This is a genomic window from Actinocorallia sp. A-T 12471, from assembly GCF_033875155.1.
Taxonomy (GTDB): domain Bacteria; phylum Actinomycetota; class Actinomycetes; order Streptosporangiales; family Streptosporangiaceae; genus Actinocorallia.
In genome coordinates, this window is the sequence record NZ_JAWZTE010000012.1 from 274,274 (window position 1) to 298,183 (window position 23,910).

The window sequence follows — 23,910 nt, forward strand, 5'->3', positions numbered from 1 at the left end:
CCCGGCCTTTCGACCTTCACCCGTCGTCGGACAGCAGGTCCAGAGCCTCCAGGGCGGCGTGGATCAGCGCGCGTGCCCGCTCGCCGTGCACCGCTATCCGCGCGAACCGCTCCCATGCCTCGACGTACAACTGCACATCCGCCGCCATAGTGAAGTTCAGATAGCCGCTGATCAGTTCCACGGACACCAGGTCCCGGTCGTTCATCGAGAACGACTCTCCCGCGACCGCGCCCAGCCGTTCCGCAGTCCGGGGGATCACGCCGAGCGAAACCGTCGGGTATCGCATCATCTCCAGCAGATGCCGCAACTGCTCCCGGTGGACCTCGACCGGGGCGAGCCGGTACCACAGGACGTCCTCCTCCAGCAGGAACAGCCACCGCGCGTCCGGCCGTCGCAGGCACTCCTGACGCGCGAACCGCGCCTCCACCGCCTCGGCGACGTCATCGAGCGCGACCCGCTGCTCCAACCTCACCCGCGTCAGCAGATACGCCATCATCCCCCGCGTCTGCAACAGCCCAGGAGGCACCCGCGTCTGGTACACCCGATGCACCCTGACCTGCCAGTACTCGTCCCGCACCCGCTCCTGACGCGCCCGCAACCCCGCCGCGTTCAACTCCGCATGCGTCGCCCACATCCCCGCCACCGCCGCCTGCTCCGCCAACAACTCCGCAAGCCCCTGCTCCCCCACCCCGCACACCCGACACCACAACCGCACATGCTCGGCGCTGATCGCCTTCTGCCCCTTCTCCACCATCGTCACCATCGCCGACGACGCCCACCCCGCCCGCCGCGCGAACTCCACCCCGGAAACCCCGGCCCCCTCCCGCACCCGACGCAACCGCCCCCCAAGCCGCACCCGCGCCACCCGCGCCGACGAAGAACCAGTCCCGGACATCAACACATCATCCCCGAACACACCCTCGGACTTCCGGGGGGAGTGATATCGGGCGTTTGGGGAGGAATGGTGTCCGGGGTGTCTGGTGTTGGGTGGCGAATCGGAATTCGGGGGCGGAGGAGGGGGTGGGGGATTAGGCTCGGGGGACGGACGGTTACTGGTCGAACACTGGAGAGAGGTGGTGGTATGTCGCAGATTTTCCAGATTCCTGAGGGGTCGGAGGGGCTTGATGTGCCGGTGGCGCAGCAGAACCTGTACTCCCATTTCGCGGACACGCTGCGGGTGCTGCGTCAGCTCAAGGGGGTGACGCAGTTGGACGTGGCTCGGGGGATCTTCGTGGCTCGGGAGACGTATACCGGGTGGGAGAACCAGCGGGCCCTTCCCGACGAGGAGAACTGCACGGCCCTTGACGAGTTCTTCGGTGTCGGGGCCTACGTCAAGAACCTTCGCGAACAGTGCCTGCGGGAGCACGTGCCGAGCTGGTTCCGGGCCTATGTCGGGCACGAGGCCACAGCCCGAGAAATGCGCACCTACCAGCCCTCGTTCATTCCCGGAGTGCTCCAGACCGAGGCGTATATGCGCCTCATCGCGGACCCGGGACCGCAGGACGAGGAGAACATCGCCAATAGGCTCGCCCGGTGCGACATCCTCACGCGGGAGGATGACCCACTCCATCTCTTCGCGGTCATCGACGAGGCCGCGCTGATCCGCACCCGGGAGCGTCCCGACGTGATGCGCGAGCAGCTCGCGCACCTCCTCAAGATGGCGGCCCTGCCGAACGTGCACATCCAGGTCACCCGGATGAACGCGCCGCAGCACCCCGGGCTCAACGGCGCGCTCGTCGTCCTCACCACCCCCGAGCTGAGCCGCATCGGCTGGGTGGAGGCGCAGTTCGGCGGACGGCTCATCCAGGACCGGACCGAGACCTGGAAGCTGTCACTAAGGTTTGATGAGATCCGGGGAGTCGCCCTCACCGAAGGCGACTCCCTGGCCCTTATCAGACACATCATGGAGACGATTCACGATGATCGAGTGGCGTAAAAGCAGCCGCAGCCAGGGTGACTTGGTCAACACCGACTGCGTCGAACTCTCCACGAACACCCCCCACACCACCCTGATCCAGGACTCCAAAAACCCCGGCGCATACCTGACCCTGTCAGCGTCCGAACTCACATCCTTCATGACCCGCATCAAGTCCGGCCACCTCCACCACTGACCCCATCGCCAACCGCGGTGTTCCACTCTGGAACACCGCGTTGGGGTCGAACGCGTGCGTGTCCCGTACCTCGACACCATCGCGTTCTGGAGGCACCGGTGTGCGGCGATGTGTCCCGCGGAGCTGGCTGGATGTGGCCTGGTGGTCGGCTTGTGACTTTCCCCGCTGAGAGTTCAGCATGGGGTCAGGTCTTATCCGACAGTGGGCAGGGCAGGCTCGACGGGGTGGGGATGGGGACTGGCCGGGCGCTTTTCCTCTCTCCTGCGCTCAATGAGGCGGGGTACCAGTCAGCAGAGAGCTTGGGACTGCGTTCTGTGGCCGCGGTTCTGCGGGCGCGATCGGTTGAGGTACGGGTCGTTGAGGAGTGCCCGGTTCCTTTGCCGGCCGAGGTCGAGGAGTTCGCGTCGGGTTGCCGGGTCATCGGTTTGGGGGCTCTGTTCACCCGCCAGATTCCCGAGGTGATGGAGCTCGCGCGCAGGGTGCGGTCGGTCGCGCCGAACGCTCACCTCGTCATCGGGGGTCAAGGGCTTGAGTTCTTGTGGGAGCGGGTGCTGACCGACTGCCCAGCGCTCGACTCCGCCTGCATGCATGAGGGCGACGAGACCATAGGGGAACTCTGGGACCGGGTCGTCACCGGAGCCACAGCCGCAGGGGTCCCGGGCCTCTATGCGCGCGATCGCCACGCGATCGCGCCCGGCAAGGTACGACCGCCTGTCGCGGATCTCGACGTGTTGCCGTTCCCGTGGCGGGAACCTGATCCGCTGCGTTATCCGGACGGCCATGTGACGATGGCGACCAGCCGGGGGTGCGCGGCGCACTGCACGTTCTGTCAGTCAGGTAATTACGGCAACCGGTATCACCGCCTGCCCCGTTGGCGTGCGCGTTCGGCGGAGTCGGCCGTCGCGGAGATCTCTTCTCTCGTGGCCGCTCACGGAGTCAAGGCGATCAGTTTTGTCGATGACGATTTCCTGGGCGGAGACGCCCGAGGTCGAGATCGCGCCCTGCGGTTCGCCGAACTGCTCGCCGCCCAGTCGTATGAGGTCAAGTTCTCCATCGAGTGCCGGATCAACGAACTCGACGCGGAACTCCTGGCCGTGCTGCGGAGCGTGGGTCTGCGCCATCTGCTCATCGGAGTGGAGTCCGCGAACGAACCGGATCTCGCCCTGTTCGCCAAGAAGACGACGCCTGAGCAGGCCGAGGAGGCGATCGCCCTGCTGCGGAGGCTCGGCATCGACTTCTCCATGGGCTTCATCATGTTCCAGCCGATGTCCGATACCGAGGGAATCCGAACGAATCTCGAGTTCCTGAAGCGGAACAAGGTCGGCAGCCATCGCCGCGTCTCGAACCGGCTGGAAGTCTACCCGGGGTCACCACTCTATTCCTACTTCAAGCGTCGCGGTGTCACTTTCAAGGAAGAGCGATATCGCCTCTACTACGAGTTCTCAGACCCAGTGATAACGAAACTCTACGATATTTACAAGGAGATTCTCCGACCATTCGCCGAAATAGAAGAATCCTGTCTCAGATCACTCTTCCAAGAAGACACCAAGGGGAGCGGCTCAGATTCGGCGGTGATCCAGAGCCTGATGTCTCTCAAGGATGACATCTCATCCACCCTGGTAGCGACGGCCATCGAGGCCCTGGAGGCCGTCACCCACCACAAAGAACCTGCTACGGACAGTCCTCTCTCCCTGAAGGTTTCCGAGCGCGTTTCAGACCTCAACAGGCGTCTTTCGGCGGTGAAGGGAGGAACCCATGTGGATCACGGGTAACAGCGGTGGCGGATAGTTTAACCTCGTCAGGACCGTTGCTCCGCCGTTGAATGGTTCACGCATGCCGACTCTTTCCGACTATCTCTATTCCGGCATCTACCGTCGATCCTGCCGATTCGGTAATATCGAGCGCTTTGTCGAACTCGTCGGCACACGAGCGGACCTCACCCGCGACTGCGGCGCTGAAGCAGCGCGACAGCAGTTGCGAGCCCTGGCGGAAGGCTTCCGAGCGTCCACGCCGATCGAAGACGAGCAGGACGCGCTCGGCGAACTCGTCGCAGCGGATCTCGCATCGGTGGCCGAGGCGGGCTTCGACGACATCGAAGCCGCCGGCACCACCGAACAGCGCCTCGCCGCGGCCGGTCCTGCCATCCAGCGAAAACTCGTCTCAGCGGGTGTGCCCGTGGAAGATTCCCCGCTGCGGGTGCTTGAGGAGTTCCCACCTCCCTTCAACCAGTTCGGGTGGTCGGCTTTCGCTCCCGACAGGGAGGACGAGGAGAACTTCGGAATCGAGCCCGGGGTCTACTTCCTCCGGGACCGGCTGAGACCGCTCTACAGTGAACTCCTCTTCGCCCATGAGGTCATCCACACAGTGACCGGGAAAAAGGATCCCGAGGTCTTCGCCATGGGTCTGGAGGAGGGCATTGCCGAGGTCGTGGGCTCATGTTTCGGCTCGCTCGCGGTTCTCGAACCCTCCGTCATCAAGAACGCCCTGGTCTACGGCCGCCACGGTGTGGACAGACCGAAACTCTGGTCTGTCTATTTGGACCACACCCGGCAGGTCTACCTGCTCTACCAGGAGTTCGGGCTCGCCGGCCTTGCCGCTCTGATCCGCGAAGGGCGCACCGCCATTCACCGAGCCGAAGAACTCGTGCTCAGGGGCAGGTACAAGGAACTCAAGCTCCCCCGAGGGAACTGGGATCCCGATACGGGAGCGATCCTCGAATTCGTCTGTTGCGGCTACCTCCCGTCACACGTCTTCTCTCCGATCGAGTGTCTTCTCGCCTCCCACGCCGAAGCTGGACGAAGTCTCTCCGAGGTGTGTGAGAGAGCGAACGTGGCGCCTGCGGTGGGCCGACCGGCGTTGGAGAGCCTCGCTGCGAAATCAGCTCTGTTCGTCCGCGACGGCGACCGGATCGGCTACTCCAATGTGGCCCGGTACCGGGCAGTGGAGGAGAGCGGGCCGGTCAAAGTGATGCGCTATCACCTTCCGTGAAAGGCAGAGGCCCATGTCATCGCAAACGGGTGAGTTTCCCGGCTCGAATCGCAGTCTGGTCGGCGTCCTGGGAGATCTCTACCGCAGCCGGGGCCTGCTGCTCGGGCTGGTCGCCGCCCTCGTCGGGCTCGTGATCATGCTGCTGGCCCCGAGCAGTGTCGTTGAGGTCGTGACGGAGAACGGCCAGCTCACCATCAGCGATGGTGGCAAAGGGTTCTGGGCGCAGATCCAGCTCGATGACGTGGGCACCGCGATATTCCAGGTGGGCATCACCCTCGTCCTCTTTCAGGTGCTGCTCAACCAGGTCGCCGAAGACCGGTTCGTTGAGAACGTTCGCGCTGTGCTCGGCCAGCAGCAGTCCGCTGTGAAACTTGCGGTCGCCCAGTCATTGGCCGCAGGCGAGCACGTCGAGTCTCTAAGGCTCGCGCCCGCGGAACTTGATCTGGTCATCGAGAACGCCGCTCGGCTTCGCAGCGGCGACCCTGAGCTCGGCAAGGTCATCGCCCGCAAGCTCCGCACCGGCGTCTTCGAATCGGGAGAGACCTGGCGGAACCTCGTCGTCCGGGCCGAGATCCTTGAGCTGATCCCCGCCGGAACCGATGGCCGTTCGCACGACTACTACGAGGTCTACTTCCACTTCAGCTACTACACCACCAATGTCACCCGCACGAGGTTCTCCTTCCGTGTGGCGGGCTGGCAGGGCACCACGAGTTACGACAAGGCACTCCGCTCGGCAGACCTCGGCGCGGCCTGGCGGCTCCCGTCGACCGGAGAGTTCGACCACGACTGGACGAATGGCTTCCAGCCGTTGAACGCGTCGTTCGGCGGCCGGGAGGTCGAGTTCATCCGTAACGAGACCGAGCAGGAGTTCGTCTGCCACATCCCGGCCGACGAGTTCGAGGACGACTCCGCCATCCTCGTCCAGTACTCCTTCAGCGCCAAAGTCCTGGCCGACGGCAACCTGCTCAGTTTCGAGGTGCCCAAGCCCACTTTCGGCGCCACCTACTCCGTCAACGTCGCGGTGCCCGACATCGCACGAATCCGGGCCCTTGACTACTTCGGCGCCACTCGCCCCGCTTCCATCACCTACACGCCGAGCCTCGACACCGTCCGCGTCGTCACCATAGGCGTCGACGACTGGGTCCTCCCCAAGGCGGGCGCGATCCTCGTCTGGACCCGCACCCCGCAGCCGTGACGCTCCGCCTGCCTCCCGCCGGGTGGGTTAGGGGCGGTGGTGGGTTAGGGCGGCGGTGGTGGTGGCGAGGGTGAGGAGGATGAGGAGTTCGGGGGCGCCGAGGGAGCCCTGGAGGAGGGTGGTGCCGATCAGCATGATGGCGGTGAAGATCGCTGCGGCGCGGAGGAGCTTCATTGTGGGGCTCTGCTTCTTCTTGTCCTGGGTGGAGACTTGAAGAGGCTAAGGCGCAGGCGGAGGGGATCTTTTGGTGGGGGCTCCTGGGGGGCGGGAGGCCCCGAGGGACTGGGAAAAGGGAAGGCGCCCCCGGAGGAGGGCGGGGGCGCCGTGGGGGGGACGACCGGGGGGTTAGTCGTCGGAGACGAGGGTGTTGAGGCGGTCGGTGGCTTCGATGAACTCGGACATGAGGTCGTAGACGACCTGGGCGGTGGGTTTGACCTGGTTCATGGAGCCGACGATCTGGCCGACGGGGAAGGTGACGAGTTCGCCGTCGCCGGAGCGGCTTATGCGGCGGAGGGCGTCGGAGATCAGCATGAACTGCATGGGCATGGGGAGGTAGCCGGGGGACTTCTCGGACTCCCAGGCTTCGGTCCACGCGGTCTTGAGGAAGCGGGCGGGCTTGCCCGTCCAGGCGCGGGAGCGGACGGTGTCGCGGCTCGTGGCGCGCAGGAGCTTGGGCATGGCCTGCTCGGGGGTGTCGGCCTCGTCCACGGTCAGCCAGATGCTGCCGGTCCAGACGCCCTCCGCGCCGAGCGCGAGGCCCGCGGCGACCTGACGGCCCCGCCCGATGCCGCCCGCGGCGAGGACGATCGCCTCGTCGCCGACCTCGTCCACGACGTCCGGGATGAGGACCATCGTGGAGATCTCACCGGTGTGTCCGCCGGCCTCGGTGCCCTGCGCGACGATGATGTCGACGCCCACCTCGACCTGCTTACGCGCGTGGTGAGCGCTCGACGCAAGCCCCGCGACCTTGACGCCGTGCTCGTGGGCCAGCTCGACGACGTCGGCCGGGGGCGGGCCGAGCGCGTTGGCCAGCAGCGCGATCGGGTGCCTGAGCGCCACCTCGACCTGCGGGCGCGCGGTCTGGTCGGTCCAGCCGAGCAGCGCACGGCCGGCGCTCTCGGTGGACGGCTCCACCCCGTGTTCGGCGAGCAGTTCCTCGAGGAAGTCCCGGTGCTGCTGCGGGATCATCCCCTGGAGCTTGCCCAGCAGTTCCTCGGCGTCGCCCAGGTCCGCGCCCTCGTACTTGGCCGGCATCACGACGTCCACGCCGTACGGCTTGCCGCCGACGTGCTCGTCGATCCACTTGAGCTCGAGTTCGAGCTCCTCCGGCGTGAAGTAGAGCGCACCCAGCACGCCCATGCCGCCTGCGCGGCTCACCGCCGCGACCACGTCGCGGCAGTGACTGAAAGCGAAGATCGGGTACTCGATACCGAAGAGTTCGGTTACACGTGTCCGCACCCCCGCACTGTAAGCCGCACGGGGAGCGAACTGCAACATGTTCTATTTTGGCTGTGGCCAGCGCGCCGGGATCAAGGAACCGGTTCTACTTGGCGGCCTTCGGCTGGCGCGGCTTCGCGACGAGCGTCAGCACCCCGCCCACGATCAGCATGACGAGCCCGACCCCGAACGCGACGGCAGGAAGGGTGACCCGCACAAGGCTGATGTTGCCCGCGTACGCCTCGGACCTCTCGGCGAGCTTCTTCACGTCCTCGTCGCGCGTCACGAGGTCGGCCTTGACGAACGTGCCCTCATGCCCGTCGGCGGCGCGCAGGGTCGAGTCGACGTTCTGCCGCAGCTTGATCGGCATCCCCGTGCGCGGGTCCACCCAGAAGGTGTTCTCCGACGCGTAGTACCTGTCGATCTTCACCGGGTCGGCCTTCTTCGGCAGCCCCACGACGGTCGGGTCGACCTTCTTCTTCGACTTGCCGACGAGGGTCGGCTCGACCTTCTGCTCGAACCGGTACGCGGTGACGCCCTCGATCGTCTCGACGCCGGAGAACACCGCGGGCCAGGTGCGTCCGGTCGGCAGGTCGAACACCTGGTAGGTGCGCTGTTCGACGTTGCCGATCGGGAGCATCAGGCCGTACCCGCTCTGCCGGATGGAGGCGTCGCGGTCGAGCATCGCGCCCGCCTCGTTGGTGAGCAGGCCGGTGCGCCGGTCGGGCGAGAACTGGAACTCGATGAGCGAGAGCTGGCCGTCCTTCTGGCTGAGGTAGAAGGTGCCGATCAGGGCGAGGAGCTCGTCGGTGCCGTTGCGGACGTCGCCGGAGACGCTGAACTGGCCCTTGATCTCCTGGCCGCGTTTCACCTTGTTGGTGACCATGTCGTAGTACGCGCCGTCGGGCGCGACGAGCGTGATCCGCTCCTGGAAGTCGAGTGGCGCGGCGACGACCTTGTCCGCGATGTAGAACCGGGTGAGAGGTGCCAGGGTCAGGAAGAAAGCTCCCAGCATCACCAGCAAGAAGCCGCCCCGCCGCATGGACCGTACCTCCGGGTCTGTGCGGGGCCCCCGGTCAGCCCCGCCTTACTGGGCCGTAACCCTACCGGAGGGGACATCTGGGACTCCTGAGTCAGACAAAGTGTTATCCGACCTACTATCTGCCCGTGACACACACCCGGGCGTCCCTCGCACCCCTGCTCGGGCTCGTCGCCGGACTTCTGGCGCTCGGCCCCGCGCTCGCCCCGGGCTTCGTGCTGTCCTACGACATGGTGTTCGTGCCCGATCCCGCCGTGACGTCGGCGATGTTCGGCGGGACCGGCGGCTTCCCCCGTCAGGTGCCCAGTGACGCCGTCGCCGCGGCGTTGTCGTTCGTGCCGTACAGCCAACAGTTCATCCTGCTGTCGATCTTCGTTCTCGCGGCCTGGGGGGTCGCGCGGCTGGTCCCCGGGCCGTGGCCGGGAAAGGCCGCGGCGGCGGTCTTCTACGTGTGGAACCCGTACGTCGCCGAACGGCTGCTGCTCGGGCACTGGGCTCTGCTGCTCGGCTACGCGGGCCTGCCCTGGGTGCTGCACGCGGTCCTGCGGCGGCGACGGCTCTGGGCCGCCCTCCTCCCGGCCGCGATAGGCGGCTTCGCGGCGATGAACCTGACCCTGCTGGTGCTGGTCGCGGGCCTCGTCGTGCTGCGCGGCAGGGGCGCGGTGAAGGCCGGGCTGACGTTCACCGCCTTCGCGCTGCCCTGGCTGATCCCCTCCCTCCTCAACGCCTCCGGCACCAGTACAGACCCGTCCGGCGTCGACGTCTTCGCCTCCAGGGCCGACACCCCGTTCGGCACCCTGGGGAGCCTGCTATCCCTGGGCGGCATCTGGAACGCCGAGACGGTCCCGCCGGGATACGGCCCCTTCCTGCCGTCCGTACTCCTGCTCGCCTTGGTGTGCGCTTGCCTGATCTGCCTTGTCCGGGCCCGTACGCCGCTGAGCCGGGCGGCCCTCTACGCGGGCGCTGCGGGACTCGCCTTGGCCTGCACGGGCATCACCGGCCCTGGACGGGCCGCCCTACGGGCCCTTGTGGAGTTCCAGCCTGTCTTCGGAGTCCTCCGCGACGGACAGCTCTACCTGGGGCCCCTCGCCCTTGCCGCCGCCCTTGGCCTGGGCCGTCTCGCGTCCGTAAGACTCCTCGTTCCTCTCGCGCCCGCCCTGCCCGTCGTCCCTCTGCTGCTCCTTCCGGGGTTGGCTTGGGGGGCGTTCGGGTCGCTGAAAGCCGTCGACTTCCCTGACGACTGGCACGCGGCGCAGAAGATCGTCAACGCCGACCCCGTCGACGGCCTCGCCCTCTCCCTCCCCTGGGGGGCCTACCGGCGGTTCGAGTGGAACGGCGGCCGTGCCGTCATGGACCCGCTGCCGAGGATGCTGGCCCGTCACGTCGTCTGGGATGACGGGTTCCAGGTCGGCGATACCGAGCTCCGCAACGAAGATCCCCTCGCCGTCCGCGCGTCGGAGATTCTCAGAAACCCGGGCGATCTCACCGCGCCCCTGAGCGCCGAGGGCTACCGGTACGTCGTGATCAGCAAAGACGCCTCCGCCGACGCCCTGCGCGCCAGGCTCACCGCCGCCACGCTGGTGCTCGACGGCCCCACACTGCTCGTCTTCCAGCTCAAGCACACTGGCTGATTCGGTATAAATGGCTCTACTCTGGGCCCCTCCGGGCAACTGAAAGGTCTCCGATGCGCATCCTCGTCGCGATCATCGCCGGCGTGCTGCTGGCGACCGGCTCCTCCGTGGCCATCGTCAACGCCGCCACGGCCAAGCCCGACCCCCGCCCCCTCAACATCTACCCCTACGGCCAGCGTTAGCGGCCTTGGCGCTGTCATCGGGGACGGTCGACGACGCGGAACGCTCCCTCGGTGGAAGGGCCGTTCCGCTGCGTGTCGCGATCGTCAACTGGCGTGACCCGTGGCAGCGCGCGGCGGGCGGGGCCGAGCTGTACGCGTGGCGAATGGCCGAACAGCTCAGGAACCGCGGCGCGGCCGTCACGTTCGTGACGGGACGCGAGCCCGGCCAGGCGCGGCGCGAGACGCGCGACGGCATCCGGATCGTCCGGATGGGCGGGGTCTACTCCCGGTATCCGCTGGTCCTCGGCTGGCTGCTGCGGCACAGGAACGCCTTCGACGTCGCGATCGACTGCATGAACGGCATCCCGTTCCTGTCGCCGCTCGCCCTCGCGCCGAAAACCAAGATCATTCTGCTGGTGCATCATGTGCATGAACAGCAGTTCTCGGTCTATTTCGGCAGGTTCCTCGCCGCCGTCGGCCGCACTGTCGAGGGGCCGATCGCGCGGCGGATCTACCGGGGCAGACCGACCGTCGCGGTCTCGGCGTCCACGGCCTTCGCGATGCGCGGACGGCTGCGCTGGGCCGGACCCCTCTACATCGTGCCTAATGGCGCGCCCGCACCCGTCCCCCACCCGTCCGGGACAGCTGCGGGAAGCCCGTCGCTGGTCTGCGTCGGCAGGCTCGTCGCGCACAAGCGGGTCGAGGAGCTGATCGACGCCACCGCCGCGCTGCGCGCCGACCACCCTGGCGTCCACCTGCACATCGTCGGCAGGGGCGAGGAGCACGACGCGCTCGCCGCGCGGATCGCCGAGCTGGATCTGGCCGGGCACGTCACCCTGCACGGGTATCTGCCCGAGCACGTCAAGGACGCCCTGCTCGCCGGTGCCGACCTGCACCTTTCCGCCTCCCGGCACGAGGGCTGGGGCCTGTCGGTGATCGAGGCGGCCGCGCACGGCCTCCCGACCGTCGCCTACGACGTCGACGGCCTGCGCGACGCCATCCGCGACGGCGAGACCGGCTGGCTCGCCGCCCCCGAGGAGGATCTGGCCGACGCCGTCCGCCGCGCGCTCAAGGACCTCAAAGCGCGCGGCCCGGAGTTCCACGCCGCGTGCCGGGCCTGGGCCGGCCGGTTCACCTGGGAGGCGAGCGGCGACCGGATGCACCGGCTGATCATGGACGACCTCGATGCGTTCTGAGCCCGTCGGCACACGGGCGAGGGTCAACGCGTGGGTCGGGGCGCTGGTCCTCGTCACCCTGACGTTCGTGGCCGCGCCGGGCCGGCTGCTGCCGGACACCAAGCTCGACATGGCGTTGAACCCCGAAGGGTTCCTCTCCCGGGCGCTGCACATGTGGGACCCTTCCGGAGCTTTCGGGCAGGTCCAGAACCAGGCGTACGGCTACTTCTTCCCGATGGGGCCGTTCTACCTGCTCGGCGACGCCGTCAACCTCGCGCCCTGGATCACCCAGCGGCTGTGGCTCTCGCTCGTACTGTGCGTCGCCTACTTCGGCGTCCTACGGCTCGCCCGCGCGCTTGACCTCGGCGGCCCCGGGGCCCAGATGGTGGCGGCGTTCGCTTATGCGCTCGCGCCGCGCGCACAGACACTGCTCGGGATCAACTCGTCGGAGTTCTGGCCTACCGCCGTCCTGCCTTGGATTCTGCTTCCACTGGTCACCGTACGGTCGCCTAGACGGGCCGCGGCCTTGTCGGCGCTTGCCGTCGTCGTCTGTGGGGGGATCAACGCGACTGCGGTATTCGCGGTCCTTCTTGTGCCCGGCATCTATCTGCTGTTCTACCGGCGTCGGCTTCTGCTGTGGTGGGTGCCGCTGACGGTGGCGGCGTCCTTCTGGTGGCTTGCGCCGACCTACCTCATGGGCCGTTACGTCTTCCCGTTCCTGCCCTATACGGAGACCGCCACTACGACGACTTCGGTGACCTCGCTCCCGAACGCGTTGCGCGGCGTCTCCCAATGGTCGGGATACCTTCCCGGCGCGTTCAGCCCCTGGTGGCCGGCCGGGAACCAGCTCGCCGGGGTCTGGTGGCTGATCCTCGCGACGGGCGTCGTCGCGGGCCTCGGCGTCATGGGGATCAGACGGTCTCAGCACCGGGTCTTCCTCGCCTCCACGCTGCTGCTCGGCCTGGCGATCGTCGTCGCGGGGCACACCGGGACCCTGTTCGCCGGGGAGGTCCGCGACCTCCTCGACGGGGCCCTCGCGCCGCTGCGCAACCTCCACAAGTTCGACGCCCTTATCCGGCTTCCCTTGGCGCTCGGCCTTGCCGCCCTGAGCGTCAAGGTGCCTTGGCGGCGGGTCGCGGCCGTCGCCGTCGCGGTGTGCGCGCTGCCGGCCGTCGGGCCCGGGTTCGGGATCAAGGAGGCGCCCGTCAACGTCCCGGGGTACATGCGGGACGCCGCCGCCTGGCTGAACGAGCGCGACGGGACTGTGCTCTCGGTGCCCGGCCAGCAGTTCGCCCAGTACACCTACGGCCGGATGATGGACGACCCGCTCCAGTCGCTGCTCGACGGGCGCTGGGCGGGCCGGATGGTCACCCCGAGCGGCTCGGTCGGGCTGGCGCGGCTGCTCCAGACGTTCGACGAGCGCTTCGCGACCGGCCAGGGCTCGCCCGGCATGGCCCAGGTCCTCGCCAGGATGGGCGTTCGGTATCTGTTCGTCCGCAATGATGTGGAACGCGGGGTGCTGGGCGGCGCGTGGCCCGCCCGCGTCCATGACGCGATCGAGGCGATGCCCGGCGTAAGGCTCGCCGCGTCCTTCGGCAGGACCCAGGGGATGCGGTACGGCAGCGCTACGGCCTCGTTCGACCAGCGTTACCCTGCGGTCCAGATCTACGAGGTGCCTTCTGCGGCACCACGCGCGACGGTAGTAGAGGCCGAGCCTTTGCGGGTCTCCGGGGGGCCGGAGGCGCTGCTGGCCCTTGCCGACGAGGGGATGCTCGACGACGGCCGTCCGGTGGTGCTCAACGACGGCTCCGCCGACGTCTCCTCCGACACGCTGCGCCGCCGCGAGCTGTCCTTCTCCGACCTGCGCGGCGGCGTCTCCCCCACGATGACGGCCGACCAGGAGTACGTCGGCAACGCGCCGACGAAGGACTTCACCCAGCCGGGCTGGGAAGACGCGGTCTCCGTAGCGCGCTATAGCGGGATCAAGGACGTCACGGCGTCGTCAAGCGCCTCCGACGCGGCCGCCGCGCTCGGCGCGGGCCTCATGTCCCAGCACCCGTTCGCCGCGCTCGACGGCGACCCAGGCACCCAGTGGACGTCGGCCGGGTGGGGCGGCGCGATCGGCGAGTGGCTCGAGGTCGAGTTCGACAGGCCGATCGAGCCGAAGAGCGTGAACGTCGCGTTCGGGGTGAGCGACCTGCTCGGGCCGTCGGTGTCGAAGGTGACCGTCGAGACCGACGCGGGACGGCTCACCCAGGACGTCCGCAAGACCCGTAAGGCGCAGCGCTTCACCGTCCCCGAGGGGGTCACCTCGAAGCTGCGGATCAAGATCGCTGGACTCCGGACAAAACACTCCTTCACGATCGGGACCCGTGCGGCGATCACCGAGCTGACCGTGCCGGGCGTCACGCCGCAGCGTTCCATCGTCCTGCCAGACGACGGGTCAGCCCTGCTGTTCACCGGGCTCAACGGGTACGCACCCGGCTGCATGCGCGGCTCGGAGGCGTGGGTGTGCTCCAACTACCTTGCCGCCCAGGGCGAGGAGGGGCGCGCGTTCGTCAGGACGTTCACGCACGCGGGCGGCCCGACCCGGCTGACCGGCAGCGCGATCGTCTCCCACCCGGGGCTGATCGCGGAGTACACCGGCGCGGACGGCGTCAGGGCGTCGTCGTCGCTGGTGGACGACGCCCCCGCGCAGCCACGCTCGGCCTACGACGGCGACCCGGCGACCACGTGGATCGCCGCGCTCAGCGACGACGACCCCACCCTGACGCGCGAGTTCGCCGAACCCGTCACGCTGTCGGAGCTGCGGTTCACCTTCCCGGCCCGGCGCGGCGTCACCCGCGTGACCGTCACCGGCGACGACGGCGAGGCCCAGGAAGCGTTCATTTCCACGCGCGGAATTGTGAAGTTCGCCCCGATCCGCACGCGCACGCTCACCCTCGAGTTCCCCGGCTCCACCGGCATCCAGATCTCCGAGATCACCGCGAAGGCCATGCAGCCCCTGCCCGCCGAGGGCAAGGTGCCGGATTCGTGCGGAACCGGCCCTTCCTTCACCGTCGACGGCTCACGCGTCCAGACCCGCCTTGTGGACGCGTCCTACGCCGACATCCTGTCCGGCCGGGCCGTCCGCTTCGCCTCCTGCACCGCAATTCCGCTCAATTCCGGCGAACAGACCCTGACCCTGGACACCGGCTCGTTCCTCGTCGCGACCGCCGCTCTCCGCCCCACCTCCCAACCCCCCGCCCACTCGACCGTGACGGCGGCCGACGTCACCCGGTGGGACGCGACGACCCGTGCGGCCGAAGTCCGCACCTCGTCCCCCGCCTACCTGACCGTCCCCGAGAACTTCAACGCGGGCTGGACCGCCACCCTCAACGGCCAAACCCTCACGCCCGTCGTCCTGGACGGCTGGCGCCAAGCCTGGCGCCTCCCCGCGCACACCTCAGGCACCGTCACCCTCACCTACACCCCCGACCACCTCTACCGCCTCTTCCTCTTCACCGGCCTGGCCCTCGTCCTCCTCGTCATCCTCGCCGCCGCCCTCCCCGGCCGCCCCGCCCCCCTCCCCACCCCACCCAAGGACCGCGACCTCCGCTGGGCCGCCGCCCCCTTCGCCCTCTGGACCGCAGGCCCCCTCGGCCTAACCACAGCCCTCCTCACCGCCTGGACCACCCGCCGCCGCACCCCCCCACCCTCCCTAACCCCCCTCCTGGCCTTCCTCCCCGTCGCCTCAACCGTCCTGGCCGCCTACCTCTACCGCCACGGCCTGGCCCCCCTCTACACCCCCCTAACCCAACACCTCCCCGCCGCCCTCTACCCCGCCCTAGCCACCCTCCTCCTAACCCCCTCCCCCACCAACCACCCCCAAGCCAACGACCCCGCACCATCCCACAAGCCCGACAACGCCCAGCCCAATATCCTGCGGGAACGAGCCGACCAGGAGGGACGCCGATGACCAACTACCCCACCTGGCGCGCCATCCGCCCCGACCTCGTCGCCGAAGCGGGCGGCGACCAGGCGATTGCGGAAGCGCGCAAGCACAACCAGACCTACATCGACAACTACCGCGCCGAAGAAGCAGCGGACGCCGCCCGAGAGCCCTGACCCCGACGGCCGAGCCGCTGCGCAGGACGTTCAACGAACGTGTAGCTGAGGGTGGCGAGGATCAGGGAGAACAGGGCGGTGACGGACAGGACGAGCCAGAAGTCGAAGCGGTAGAGGTCGCGGCCGGTGAGGGCGTACCAGGCGTCGATCACCACGGAGTGCCACAGGAAGACACCGTAGGACACCAGGCCGAGGCCCCGCATCAGCGGGTTGCCGAGCAGGGCCCGCGTCAGGGGCTGGTCCGGGGCGAACGCGACGGGGCCGACGACGGCGGCGGTGACCACCACGGACAGAACCATGTAGACCAGGTACTGCGTCGGCGTCTGCGGCCCGTCAAGGGGTGTGCTGAGGGGCGTCGAGGCGAGGGCGAGGCCGCACAGGCCGACCACCCAGGCGACGCCCGGCGCCGCGCCCACGGCGTCCGTCAGCCGGGTCGGCCGCTCCGCGAGCACCGCCATCGCCATGCCGAGCGCGAAGTACTGGAACGACCTGGGCAGCAGGTGCTCGTTGTAGAAGAGGATCCGGAACGGGTCGACCCCGAGCACCGGGCCGACGTACTCGATGCAGCGCACCCCGATCGTCCAGACGACGGACGCCGCGAACAGCGCGCCGATCGCCCAGAGGAGGCGGCGCGGCTCGCCTCGCGAGATCCGGGCCAACCCGGCGGCGAGGAACGGGAGCAGCACATAGAACGCCGCCTCGACCGTCAGGCTCCAGATCGGGCCGAGGGAGGGGAGGCCGATTGAGCCGGGGGGCCAGGGCGGGTTGAAGTCGTACTTGTAGGTGAGTGTCACCATCTGCGCCCAGAGGCCGAGATCAGCGATCTTGTCGCGGTTGAAGAAGATCATCGCGACGGGCAGCATCACCCAGTAGGCGGGCAGGACCCTTAGCGCGCGGCGGGTCAGGAAGGCGCGGGTCGAAGGCGGCCGGGAGCGGTTCAGGGCGGCGCGGGCGTAGGGGCGGTAGAGGAGGAAGCCCGAGAGGGCGAAGAAGATCGGGACGCCGATCGTGCCGACATTGAGGACGCGCCAGTGCAGATCGGGCAACAGTGCCATGCCGGTCGCGCCGAGTACGTGGACGCAGACGACAAGGGTGATCGCGACGGCGCGCAGGCCGTCGAGGGCGTCGAGGTGCGCGGTGGATGCGGCGCGTGGCGTCGGCTTGGGCAGGTGGGCCTCCCGGGGATCGGGTCAGTGTGCCCGAGCCGGGTGTGCGGGCGGGAGGCTTGCGGAATGGCCGGGATTGGTCGGGTGTGGCTAAGGGTGGGTGGGGGATTTTTCGGGGACGGGGAGTTTTGGGGGGCGCGTGTGGTGGCGGGCGAATTGTTGGGCGGGGTGTTCTAGGAAGGTGTGGCTGAGGGTGGCGAGGATCAGGGAGAAGAGGAGGGTCACGGAGAGGACGAGCCAGAAGTCGAGTTTGAAGAGGTCTCGGCCGGTGAGGGCGTACCAGGCGTCCATGACGACTATGTGCCAGAGGAAGACGCCGTAGGAGACGCGGCCCAGGGCACGCATGGGGGGGGTGGACAGGAGGAGGGTTGTCAGGGGGTGGTGGGGGGCCAGGGCCGTGGGGGCTACCAGGGCCAGGGCGATGAGGAGGAAGAGGAGGGTTTGGGCGATGTATTGGGGGGCGGTTTGGGCGCCGTCGGCCAGGGGGCGGGCCAGGGGCGTGGAGACGAGGGCCAGGCCGCAGAGGGCGATGGTCCAGCCCAGGGCCGGGGATGCGCCGATGGCGGTGGTGAGGGGGGTGGGGCGTTCGGCGAGGACGGCCAGGGCCATGCCGGCGGCGAAGAGGAGGAAGGAGCGGGGGAGGAGACGTTCGTTGTAGAACATCAGCTCGATGGGGTCGATGCCGAAGACGCCGTGGGTGTACTCGACGAAGCGGACGCCGATCGCCTCGGCCAGCGACAGGGTGAACAGGGCTCCGATGCCGAGGAGGAGGCGGCGGGGCTCGCCTCGGGAGAAGCGGCGCAAGGCCGCCGCGAGCAGCGGGAGCAGGACGTAGAAGGTGGCCTCTACCGACAGGCTCCAGATGGGGCCCAGGGCGGGCAGGCCCGAGTCGCCGAGGTCCCAGGGCGGGTAGAGGTCGAAGTTGTGGGTCAGCGTGATGAGTTGCAGCCACAGCCAGACGTCGCCGATCACGTCGCGGTTGAAGAAGACCATCGCGAACGGGAGCATCACCCAGTACGCGGGCAGGATGCGCATCGCCCTGCGGAACAGGAAGTCCCGGGTGTTCGGGGCTGGGGTGCCGTCGAGGGTCGCGCGCGCGTACGGGCGGTACAGCAGGTAGCCGGAGAGCACGAAGAAGATCGGGACGCCGACGCCGCCCATGTTGAGCATCCGCCAGTGCAGGCCGTCGAGGCCGAGCATGCCGGTGGGGGCGACGACGTGGGAGCAGACGACGAGGGCGATCGCGACGGTGCGCAGGCCGTCGAGCGCGTCGAGGTGCCCGGTCGGCACCCGTGGTGCGTCCGCCACAGCTCGCCTCCTCGGGGAATCGGACTAGTTTGCCCTGTGCCGGGCGATGCCGGGTACGTTCTGGAGCCATGAGCCAGCGCCTGTCACGCGCCGTCGCCGAACTGCTGCCCGCGCGGGTGGTGGGGGCGGCGGTCCGGGCCGTCTACCCGAGGGTCGAACCCGAGCTGCGACGGCTCCACGAGTTCGTTTCGCAGGGCGGAACGGCGGTCGACGTCGGGGGCTGGTTCGGCCCCTGGACGGCCCGGTTGCTGCGCCGCGCCGATCATGTCGTGACCGTCGAGGCCGATCCCGGACTCGCCGCGCTGCTCGCCAAGACGTTCCCGGCCGCGCGCGTCATCGCGGCCGCCGCGTCCGACCGCGACGGCGTCGCGACGCTCTACTCACCGCCCACCGGCCCCCTCGTAGGAGTCTCCACACTCGAGCGCGCCGAGGGCGTCGCGTCAACCGTCAAAACGATCACTCTCGACGCCCTCAACCTCTCTGACGTGCGGTTCCTCAAGATCGACATCGAGGGCCACGAGCTCCCCGCCCTACGCGGCGCGGCCCGGACGATCCAACGCGACCACCCGGTCATCCTGCTCGAACTGGAGACAAGACACCAACCCGTCGACGCCGTCACCACCCTCCTCGACTCCTGGGGTTACAGCGGTCAGATCCTGACGGACGACGGGTGGCAGTCACTGTCCGGTTTCGATCTCGCATCGCATCAGGAAGCACAGGCCGCCCAGCTGACCCGTTCGTTTCCCAGCCGAGTACTGTTTCCCGGGACGAGGTATCTGAATTCGGTACTCTTCCGGCACCATTCCTGGGCGCGCTGACCGCAAGAGGCCGATCACGGCAAGTGTTCGGCAAGCATTGTTACTAGCGGGTCATGTGGTGTTGAATCATTGCCCTGACCCCCCAGGAGGAGACACCGTGGATCGTCGTACCGACCGCACAGTCGGCCTGGTCACGATCATCGCCATGGCCATGGTCCCCGCCGCCGCCCTCGGGCTCGTGCGGATCGACGGCGTCTTCGACGGCGGCACCCCGGCCGAGACCGCGATCACCCCGGTCTCCGAGGACTTCCCCGGCGCGCCCAAAAAGCCCAAGACCGCCGAGTCCGCCAAACCCGTCGAGATCGTCCTGCCGCCCGCGCCCGCCACGCCGGTCCTGCCCGACGTCCAACCCGAGACGGGTCCGCTCCCCGCCCAGCTCACCTCCTTCACCCGCTACACCGGCACGATCTCGTTCCTGCCGACGGGCAGCGAGCAGGTGCAGGAGGAGGCCGACTTCACGCTCAAGCCGAAGTTCACGATGAAGGCGACCAGCGTGCGCAGTGAGCTCAAGGGCAAGAAGTGGAAGAAGATCAGCACGACCGTCGTCACGATCAAGGGCAACGTGAAGACGACGAAGGTCGGCAACCAGCCCGCCGAGCGCGAGAAGCTCACGTCGGCGCAGCTCGATGAGCTCAAGCGGCAGGCCGACCCCCGCTACATCACCCGGCAGATCAAGCAGCTCCCCGGCGTGAACACCCAGTGGGACAAGAAGATGAAGCTGTTCAAGCACACCCTCGACCTCACCGCGGGCGGCAACTTCATCCAGTACCTGCCCGAGGACATCGCGACGATCATCCCCGAGGGGGCCGAGCTGCTCGGCGCGCAGCTCCTGGCCTACTCCAACAACAAGGACCACGCGATCATGGCGTCGGTCAACGGGGCGAGCACGATCGGGGCCGTCGGCATCGGCGTCATCCACGCGAACCTGAAGTGACGCCGACGCCGTCCGTCCTCAGGCGTCGCGCGGCAGGCCGAGGACGCGTTCGCCGATCACGTTGAGGTTGATCTCGGTGGTGCCGCCGCCGATCGTCATCGCCCGTGAGGCGAGCAGGTAACGCGTCCACCTGGCCCGCAGCGGGCTCTTCCACGCGCCCGTCAGGACGCCCTCGTCGCCGAGCAGCCCGTAGCCGAACTCCGTCACCCGCTGGCCGTGCTCCATCGCGACGAGCTTGCGCACGGTCGCCGTCGCGCCGGGGTCGGTGCCGGAGAGCTGCTTCATCGTCGCGCGCAGGCCGAGCAGCTGGAACGCGTGCTCGTCGGCCGCGAGCTCGCCGAGGCCGCGCCGCACGACGGGGTCGTCGCCAAGACCGAGTTCGCCGATCAGCCTGACCAGCCGGGGCAGGTCAGCGCCCAGCTGGAACGACGACGTCAGCCCGACGCGCTCGTTGGCGAGCGTGTTCCGCGCGACCTTCCACCCCGACCCGACGGGCCCGACGACGAGCTCGTCGGGGACGAACACCTCCTCGAGGAAGACCTCGTTGAACACCGCGTCGCCGGTCGCCTCGCGCAGCGGCCGCACCTCGATCCCCGGGGACGCCATGTCGACGAGGAAGTAGGTGATGCCGTCGTGCTTGGGCGCGGCGGGGTCGGTGCGGGCCAGGCAGATTCCCCAGGCGGCTTCGCGGGCCAGCGACGTCCAGATCTTCTGGCCGGTGATCAGCCACCCGCCCTCGACGCGCTCGGCCCGCGTGCGCAGCCCCGCGAGGTCGGAGCCCGCGCCGGGCTCGGAGAACAGCTGGCACCACAGGAAGTCGCCGCGGAACGTCGGCGGGAGGAACCTCTCCTTCTGCTCTTCCGTCCCGTACTGGACGAGCGACGGCACCACCCACGCGCCGATCAGCAGCGGCACCGCGCGCACGCCGGCGGCCTTCAGCTCCTGCGCGATGACGATCTGCTCGAGGGCCTTGGCGTCGCGGCCCCACGGCTTGGGCAGGTGCGGGGTGACCCAGCCGCCCTCGGCCATCGCGGCGCGGCGGGCGAGCTCGTCAAGGGCGGCGAGGTCGGCGACCCTGGCGCGGATCTCGGCGCGCAGCGGCTCGGCCTCGGGCGGCAGCTCGAGGGCTATCTCGCGCCTTACCCCGGCTAGCGCGAGCCTGCCTAGGCGGTCTTCGGGTGAGTCGGCCTTGTCCCCCTTCACCAGCGCGCGCAGGGTGAGCGCCCTGCGGTAGACGAGGTGGGCGTCATGCTCGAAGGTGTAACCGATGCCGCCGTGCGTCTGGATGTTGTCCGACGCGCACGTGACCGCGGCGTCCGTCGCTAGGACGGCGGCGGCCGCGACCGCGTAAGGGTCGAGGGAGCGTGCCGCGTCCCATACCGTCGCGCGGGCGCGCTCCACGAGCACCTGCAGGCGCGCGAGCTTGTGCTTGACGGCCTGGAACTGCCCGATGGGACGGCCGAACTGCTCCCTGAGCTTCGCGTACGCGACGGCGTCGTCAAGGGCCCGTCCGGCGACTCCGCAAGCCTCAGCGCCAAGGACGACGGCCGCAAGCGCGCGTACGTCGCCCACCCCCTTGACGGGTTCGGCGGCGACCCCCTCGACCGTCACGGACGCCACCCCACGGGTGAGGTCAAGGGCCTCCTGCGGCGTGACGGTGACGTCGGCGGCGTCAAGGAGCACCCACTCGGCGCCGACGGGCAGCAGGAACACATCTGCGCCCTCCCCGGCGAGGACGATCGGCGCGGTGCCGGAGACGGTTCCGCCGTCCCGCACGAGGTCGGCGCTCAGCGCGACGGCCGCGGTGCGCGTCCCGTCGGCGAGGGCAGGCAGCACGTCGGCGGCCGTCGAGTCCGCGAGCAGCGCCGCCGCGAGGACCGTCGGGACCGCGGGCCCCGGGACGAGCCCCCGACCCAGCTCCTCGACCGCGACGGCGGCCTCGACCAGCCCGAACCCCTGCCCGCCGTGCTCCTCGGCCACGTGCAGCCCGAGGACGCCCTGGGCGGCCAGCGCCGGATAGAAGCCCGGCCTGGCGCTCCCGCCCCGCACCTCGTCCGCCTCGACGTGCCGCGCGACGAATCCGCGCACCGACGCGGCGAGCGCCTCGTGCTCCTCGCCAAGTCCGATCGCCACCAGAACCAGCTCCTCACCTGTGGGGTAAGGAGCAGGTTACTAGAACCGGATTCGGGGGGTCAGCCCACCCGGAGGCCGTCGACGACCGCGTTCACGTCAGGCCAGAGGTTCTTCACCGTGTTCGGCATCGACATGAACAGCAGCGACGGGTTCTTCTTGCCCGTGTCGACCAGCGCCGTCACGACGATCTCGCTCTTGGCGGCGATCGGCGTCCGGTCGAAGGTGTACTGGGACGCCACGAGCCAGCCCTTGCCGCCGTTGAGCTCGAGCTCCTGCGACGCGATCGGCTTCGCCTTGTGCGGGAACGCGTACAGCTGCCGCTCAAGCCCCTCGGCGACCAGCTGGGTCTTCTCCTGGAGGTCCTTGCCGCCCGCCGCGATCCGCTTCTCCACGGGCCCGAGCGGCTTGGACAGGATCGTCCCGTACCAGAGCTGGGTGCCCTTCTTCTCGGTCAGCATGATCTGCTGGCCCGACCAGCCGGGCTGGAACAGCTTGTTCTTCTTGTTCGGGACCGTCCACTTGCCACCGAACGCCGGGTAGGTGAGACCCGACGCCTTGTCGGCGAGTGAGCCGGCGACGGGCGAGCCCGTCCCCTTGAACTTGCGGATCGGCTTCGCCGGGTAGGCGGCGGCCTCCTGGGTGACGGTCGGCGCGACGGCCGGGACGCTCGCGGACGGACCCACGCGCGCGTCCTCCTCGTCGGCGCTCGAGGAGTCGTTGTTCAGCACCGCGACGGCGAGCGCCACGAACGCGACGAGGGCGACCACGCCCATCCCCGCGAAGATCAGGGTGCGGCCGCGGTCACGGCGCATCTCCTGCTCGTCGAACCCGGCGTTCTGGACCCCGGCCTGCTTGTTGGCCTCGGTCTCCTCGCGCATCCAGTCGGGCATACGCCAGTTGCCGCTGGACGGAATGCCCGCCTTGACGGGTCCCTCAGGCCCCGACATGTCCACGCCCGCGTACCCGGCGACCCCGGGCCCGTCGTCAAGCCCTCCGAGGTCCTCGCCGGACGCGCCGTCACCGGCCTGGCCCTCCGCCTCGAAAGCGACAACCGGATTCTCCGCACCCGAGCGCGTGGGCTCGGCGAACACCGGCTGCGGCCCCGTCCAAGCCGACGTGGCCTCTTCACCCTCATGACGGACTACGCCACTTTCGGCATCGTTTTCCGGACGCCCCGAAAGCTCCCCCTGATCGGACATGCGGCACAGGCTACGCGAAGATCAAGATTCTGGACGCCGCGAGTCGATAACAACTTAGAACCCCCCACCCCCAACCCCCTCAACCCACCCCTTTCCCCCCACCCAAAGTGCCCAACAACACACCCCCACTCCCCCCACCCCCGACGACACACCCACCCCCGACATTCCCCCCACCCCACCCCAACCCCCTCGAAGCTTGCGCTCAACCCCCCCGCCTGTCGTGCTCGCTCACCCAAGCGCGCCACACCCCCAAACAACGAAAAGCGCACCGAAGGCAGGCGTCCCGTACAGCCGCCCACTCAGCTGCGGCCCTCACAGGCCCCCGAGCAAAACCCCAAACCAACGCCTGGGCCTGGGCTTGGGGCTTGGGCCTTGGGCTTGGGCCTTGGGCCTTGGGCTTGGGCCTTGGGCTTGGGCCTTGGGCCTTGGGCTTGGGCCTTGGGCTTGGGCCTTGGGCTTGGGCCTTGGGCCTTGGGCTTGGGCCTTGGGCTTGGGCCTTGGGCTTGGG

At 68.8% G+C, this 23,910-nt stretch carries 20 protein-coding genes; 12 read left to right on the forward strand and 8 right to left on the reverse strand.

Annotation, left to right across the window (positions count from 1 at the left end):
• Nucleotides 1-16 precede the first annotated feature (16 nt).
• Nucleotides 17-1,159: a DUF5753 domain-containing protein gene (locus R9X44_RS28780; RefSeq protein ID WP_319817448.1), complete on the reverse strand. Its 1,143-nt coding sequence runs from the start codon at nucleotides 1,157-1,159 to the stop codon at nucleotides 17-19.
• Here R9X44_RS28780 and R9X44_RS28785 point away from each other — a divergent pair.
• From R9X44_RS28785 to R9X44_RS28805, 5 genes are all read left to right on the forward strand, one after another.
• Entirely contained in the window at nucleotides 1,082-1,936 is an 855-nt protein-coding gene (locus R9X44_RS28785) for a helix-turn-helix transcriptional regulator (protein ID WP_319817449.1), read from the forward strand. The genes R9X44_RS28780 and R9X44_RS28785 overlap by 78 nt on opposite strands.
• Nucleotides 1,920-2,111 (forward strand): DUF397 domain-containing protein, encoded by a 192-nt coding sequence (locus R9X44_RS28790; protein ID WP_319817450.1) that lies wholly within the window; start codon nucleotides 1,920-1,922, stop codon nucleotides 2,109-2,111. The genes R9X44_RS28785 and R9X44_RS28790 overlap by 17 nt, the downstream gene beginning before the upstream one ends.
• A 230-nt stretch (nucleotides 2,112-2,341) precedes the next feature.
• Nucleotides 2,342-3,883, forward strand: coding sequence for a B12-binding domain-containing radical SAM protein (locus R9X44_RS28795; protein ID WP_319817451.1), 1,542 nt, complete (start codon nucleotides 2,342-2,344; stop codon nucleotides 3,881-3,883).
• A 61-nt stretch (nucleotides 3,884-3,944) separates the two neighbouring features.
• Entirely contained in the window at nucleotides 3,945-5,099 is a 1,155-nt protein-coding gene (locus tag R9X44_RS28800) for a hypothetical protein (RefSeq protein ID WP_319817452.1), read from the forward strand.
• Between the two features lie 13 nt (nucleotides 5,100-5,112).
• Nucleotides 5,113-6,294 carry a hypothetical protein gene (locus tag R9X44_RS28805; protein WP_319817453.1) on the forward strand — a complete coding sequence of 394 codons (1,182 nt, stop codon included), beginning with the start codon at nucleotides 5,113-5,115 and terminating at the stop codon, nucleotides 6,292-6,294.
• A gap of 27 nt (nucleotides 6,295-6,321) precedes the next feature.
• On the opposite strand, the gene R9X44_RS28810 is transcribed toward R9X44_RS28805, so the two are convergent.
• The 3 genes from R9X44_RS28810 to R9X44_RS28820 form a co-directional block, all read right to left on the reverse strand.
• Complete coding sequence (locus R9X44_RS28810; protein ID WP_319817454.1) at nucleotides 6,322-6,468, reverse strand: hypothetical protein; 147 nt, start codon at nucleotides 6,466-6,468, stop codon at nucleotides 6,322-6,324.
• A gap of 171 nt (nucleotides 6,469-6,639) precedes the next feature.
• Nucleotides 6,640-7,752: a nitronate monooxygenase family protein gene (locus R9X44_RS28815; protein ID WP_319817455.1), complete on the reverse strand. Its 1,113-nt coding sequence runs from the start codon at nucleotides 7,750-7,752 to the stop codon at nucleotides 6,640-6,642.
• An 85-nt stretch (nucleotides 7,753-7,837) separates the two neighbouring features.
• The gene (locus tag R9X44_RS28820) at nucleotides 7,838-8,773 is read right to left on the reverse strand and encodes a DUF3068 domain-containing protein (protein ID WP_319817456.1); all 936 of its coding nucleotides are present in this window, start codon (nucleotides 8,771-8,773) and stop codon (nucleotides 7,838-7,840) included.
• A gap of 125 nt (nucleotides 8,774-8,898) precedes the next feature.
• Between R9X44_RS28820 and R9X44_RS28825 the strand changes: the two genes are divergently transcribed.
• The 5 genes from R9X44_RS28825 to R9X44_RS28845 are packed head-to-tail and all read left to right on the forward strand — an operon-like array spanning nucleotide 8,899 to nucleotide 15,844.
• On the forward strand, nucleotides 8,899-10,401 hold the full coding sequence (locus R9X44_RS28825; protein WP_319817457.1) for a hypothetical protein: 1,503 nt from the start codon (nucleotides 8,899-8,901) through the stop codon (nucleotides 10,399-10,401).
• 53 nt (nucleotides 10,402-10,454) lie between these two features.
• Entirely contained in the window at nucleotides 10,455-10,583 is a 129-nt protein-coding gene (locus tag R9X44_RS28830) for a hypothetical protein (protein ID WP_281280981.1), read from the forward strand.
• A gap of 5 nt (nucleotides 10,584-10,588) precedes the next feature.
• Nucleotides 10,589-11,758, forward strand: a complete 1,170-nt coding sequence (locus R9X44_RS28835) for a glycosyltransferase family 4 protein (RefSeq protein ID WP_319817458.1) — start codon at nucleotides 10,589-10,591, stop codon at nucleotides 11,756-11,758.
• Nucleotides 11,748-15,695 (forward strand): alpha-(1->3)-arabinofuranosyltransferase family protein, encoded by a 3,948-nt coding sequence (locus R9X44_RS28840; RefSeq protein WP_319817459.1) that lies wholly within the window; start codon nucleotides 11,748-11,750, stop codon nucleotides 15,693-15,695. Before R9X44_RS28835 ends, R9X44_RS28840 begins: the two co-directional genes overlap by 11 nt.
• A complete protein-coding gene (locus R9X44_RS28845; protein ID WP_319817460.1) occupies nucleotides 15,692-15,844 on the forward strand; it encodes a hypothetical protein in 153 nt (50 codons plus the stop codon). The genes R9X44_RS28840 and R9X44_RS28845 overlap by 4 nt, the downstream gene beginning before the upstream one ends.
• Here R9X44_RS28845 and R9X44_RS28850 read toward each other — a convergent pair.
• Nucleotides 15,802-17,013, reverse strand: coding sequence for an acyltransferase (locus R9X44_RS28850; protein WP_319817474.1), 1,212 nt, complete (start codon nucleotides 17,011-17,013; stop codon nucleotides 15,802-15,804). The two genes, R9X44_RS28845 and R9X44_RS28850, sit on opposite strands and share 43 nt — an antisense overlap.
• 87 nt (nucleotides 17,014-17,100) lie before the next feature.
• A complete protein-coding gene (locus R9X44_RS28855) occupies nucleotides 17,101-18,318 on the reverse strand; it encodes an acyltransferase (RefSeq protein ID WP_319817461.1) in 1,218 nt (405 codons plus the stop codon).
• 68 nt (nucleotides 18,319-18,386) lie between these two features.
• On the opposite strand from R9X44_RS28855, the gene R9X44_RS28860 reads away from it, so the two are divergent.
• The gene (locus R9X44_RS28860) at nucleotides 18,387-19,136 is read left to right on the forward strand and encodes an FkbM family methyltransferase (protein ID WP_319817462.1); all 750 of its coding nucleotides are present in this window, start codon (nucleotides 18,387-18,389) and stop codon (nucleotides 19,134-19,136) included.
• Between the two features lie 97 nt (nucleotides 19,137-19,233).
• A complete protein-coding gene (locus tag R9X44_RS28865; RefSeq protein WP_319817463.1) occupies nucleotides 19,234-20,070 on the forward strand; it encodes a hypothetical protein in 837 nt (278 codons plus the stop codon).
• Nucleotides 20,071-20,088: 18 nt separating this feature from the next.
• On the opposite strand, the gene R9X44_RS28870 is transcribed toward R9X44_RS28865, so the two are convergent.
• Together R9X44_RS28870 and R9X44_RS28875 are read right to left on the reverse strand one after the other, a co-directional pair.
• Nucleotides 20,089-22,203 (reverse strand): acyl-CoA dehydrogenase, encoded by a 2,115-nt coding sequence (locus tag R9X44_RS28870; RefSeq protein WP_319817464.1) that lies wholly within the window; start codon nucleotides 22,201-22,203, stop codon nucleotides 20,089-20,091.
• Between the two features lie 59 nt (nucleotides 22,204-22,262).
• On the reverse strand, nucleotides 22,263-23,402 hold the full coding sequence (locus R9X44_RS28875; protein WP_319817465.1) for a hypothetical protein: 1,140 nt from the start codon (nucleotides 23,400-23,402) through the stop codon (nucleotides 22,263-22,265).
• Nucleotides 23,403-23,910 lie beyond the last annotated feature (508 nt).

Coding starts and splice junctions, on each gene's coding strand:
- R9X44_RS28785 (WP_319817449.1), top strand. CDS start 1,082: ATGTCGCAGATTTTCCAGATTCCTGAGGGGTCGGAGGGGCTTGATGTG.
- R9X44_RS28780 (WP_319817448.1), bottom strand. CDS start 1,159: ATGGGAGTACAGGTTCTGCTGCGCCACCGGCACATCAAGCCCCTCCGA.
- R9X44_RS28790 (WP_319817450.1), top strand. CDS start 1,920: ATGATCGAGTGGCGTAAAAGCAGCCGCAGCCAGGGTGACTTGGTCAAC.
- R9X44_RS28795 (WP_319817451.1), top strand. CDS start 2,342: ATGGGGACTGGCCGGGCGCTTTTCCTCTCTCCTGCGCTCAATGAGGCG.
- R9X44_RS28800 (WP_319817452.1), top strand. CDS start 3,945: ATGCCGACTCTTTCCGACTATCTCTATTCCGGCATCTACCGTCGATCC.
- R9X44_RS28805 (WP_319817453.1), top strand. CDS start 5,113: ATGTCATCGCAAACGGGTGAGTTTCCCGGCTCGAATCGCAGTCTGGTC.
- R9X44_RS28810 (WP_319817454.1), bottom strand. CDS start 6,468: ATGAAGCTCCTCCGCGCCGCAGCGATCTTCACCGCCATCATGCTGATC.
- R9X44_RS28820 (WP_319817456.1), bottom strand. CDS start 8,773: ATGCGGCGGGGCGGCTTCTTGCTGGTGATGCTGGGAGCTTTCTTCCTG.
- R9X44_RS28830 (WP_281280981.1), top strand. CDS start 10,455: ATGCGCATCCTCGTCGCGATCATCGCCGGCGTGCTGCTGGCGACCGGC.
- R9X44_RS28840 (WP_319817459.1), top strand. CDS start 11,748: ATGCGTTCTGAGCCCGTCGGCACACGGGCGAGGGTCAACGCGTGGGTC.
- R9X44_RS28845 (WP_319817460.1), top strand. CDS start 15,692: ATGACCAACTACCCCACCTGGCGCGCCATCCGCCCCGACCTCGTCGCC.
- R9X44_RS28860 (WP_319817462.1), top strand. CDS start 18,387: ATGAGCCAGCGCCTGTCACGCGCCGTCGCCGAACTGCTGCCCGCGCGG.
- R9X44_RS28875 (WP_319817465.1), bottom strand. CDS start 23,402: ATGTCCGATCAGGGGGAGCTTTCGGGGCGTCCGGAAAACGATGCCGAA.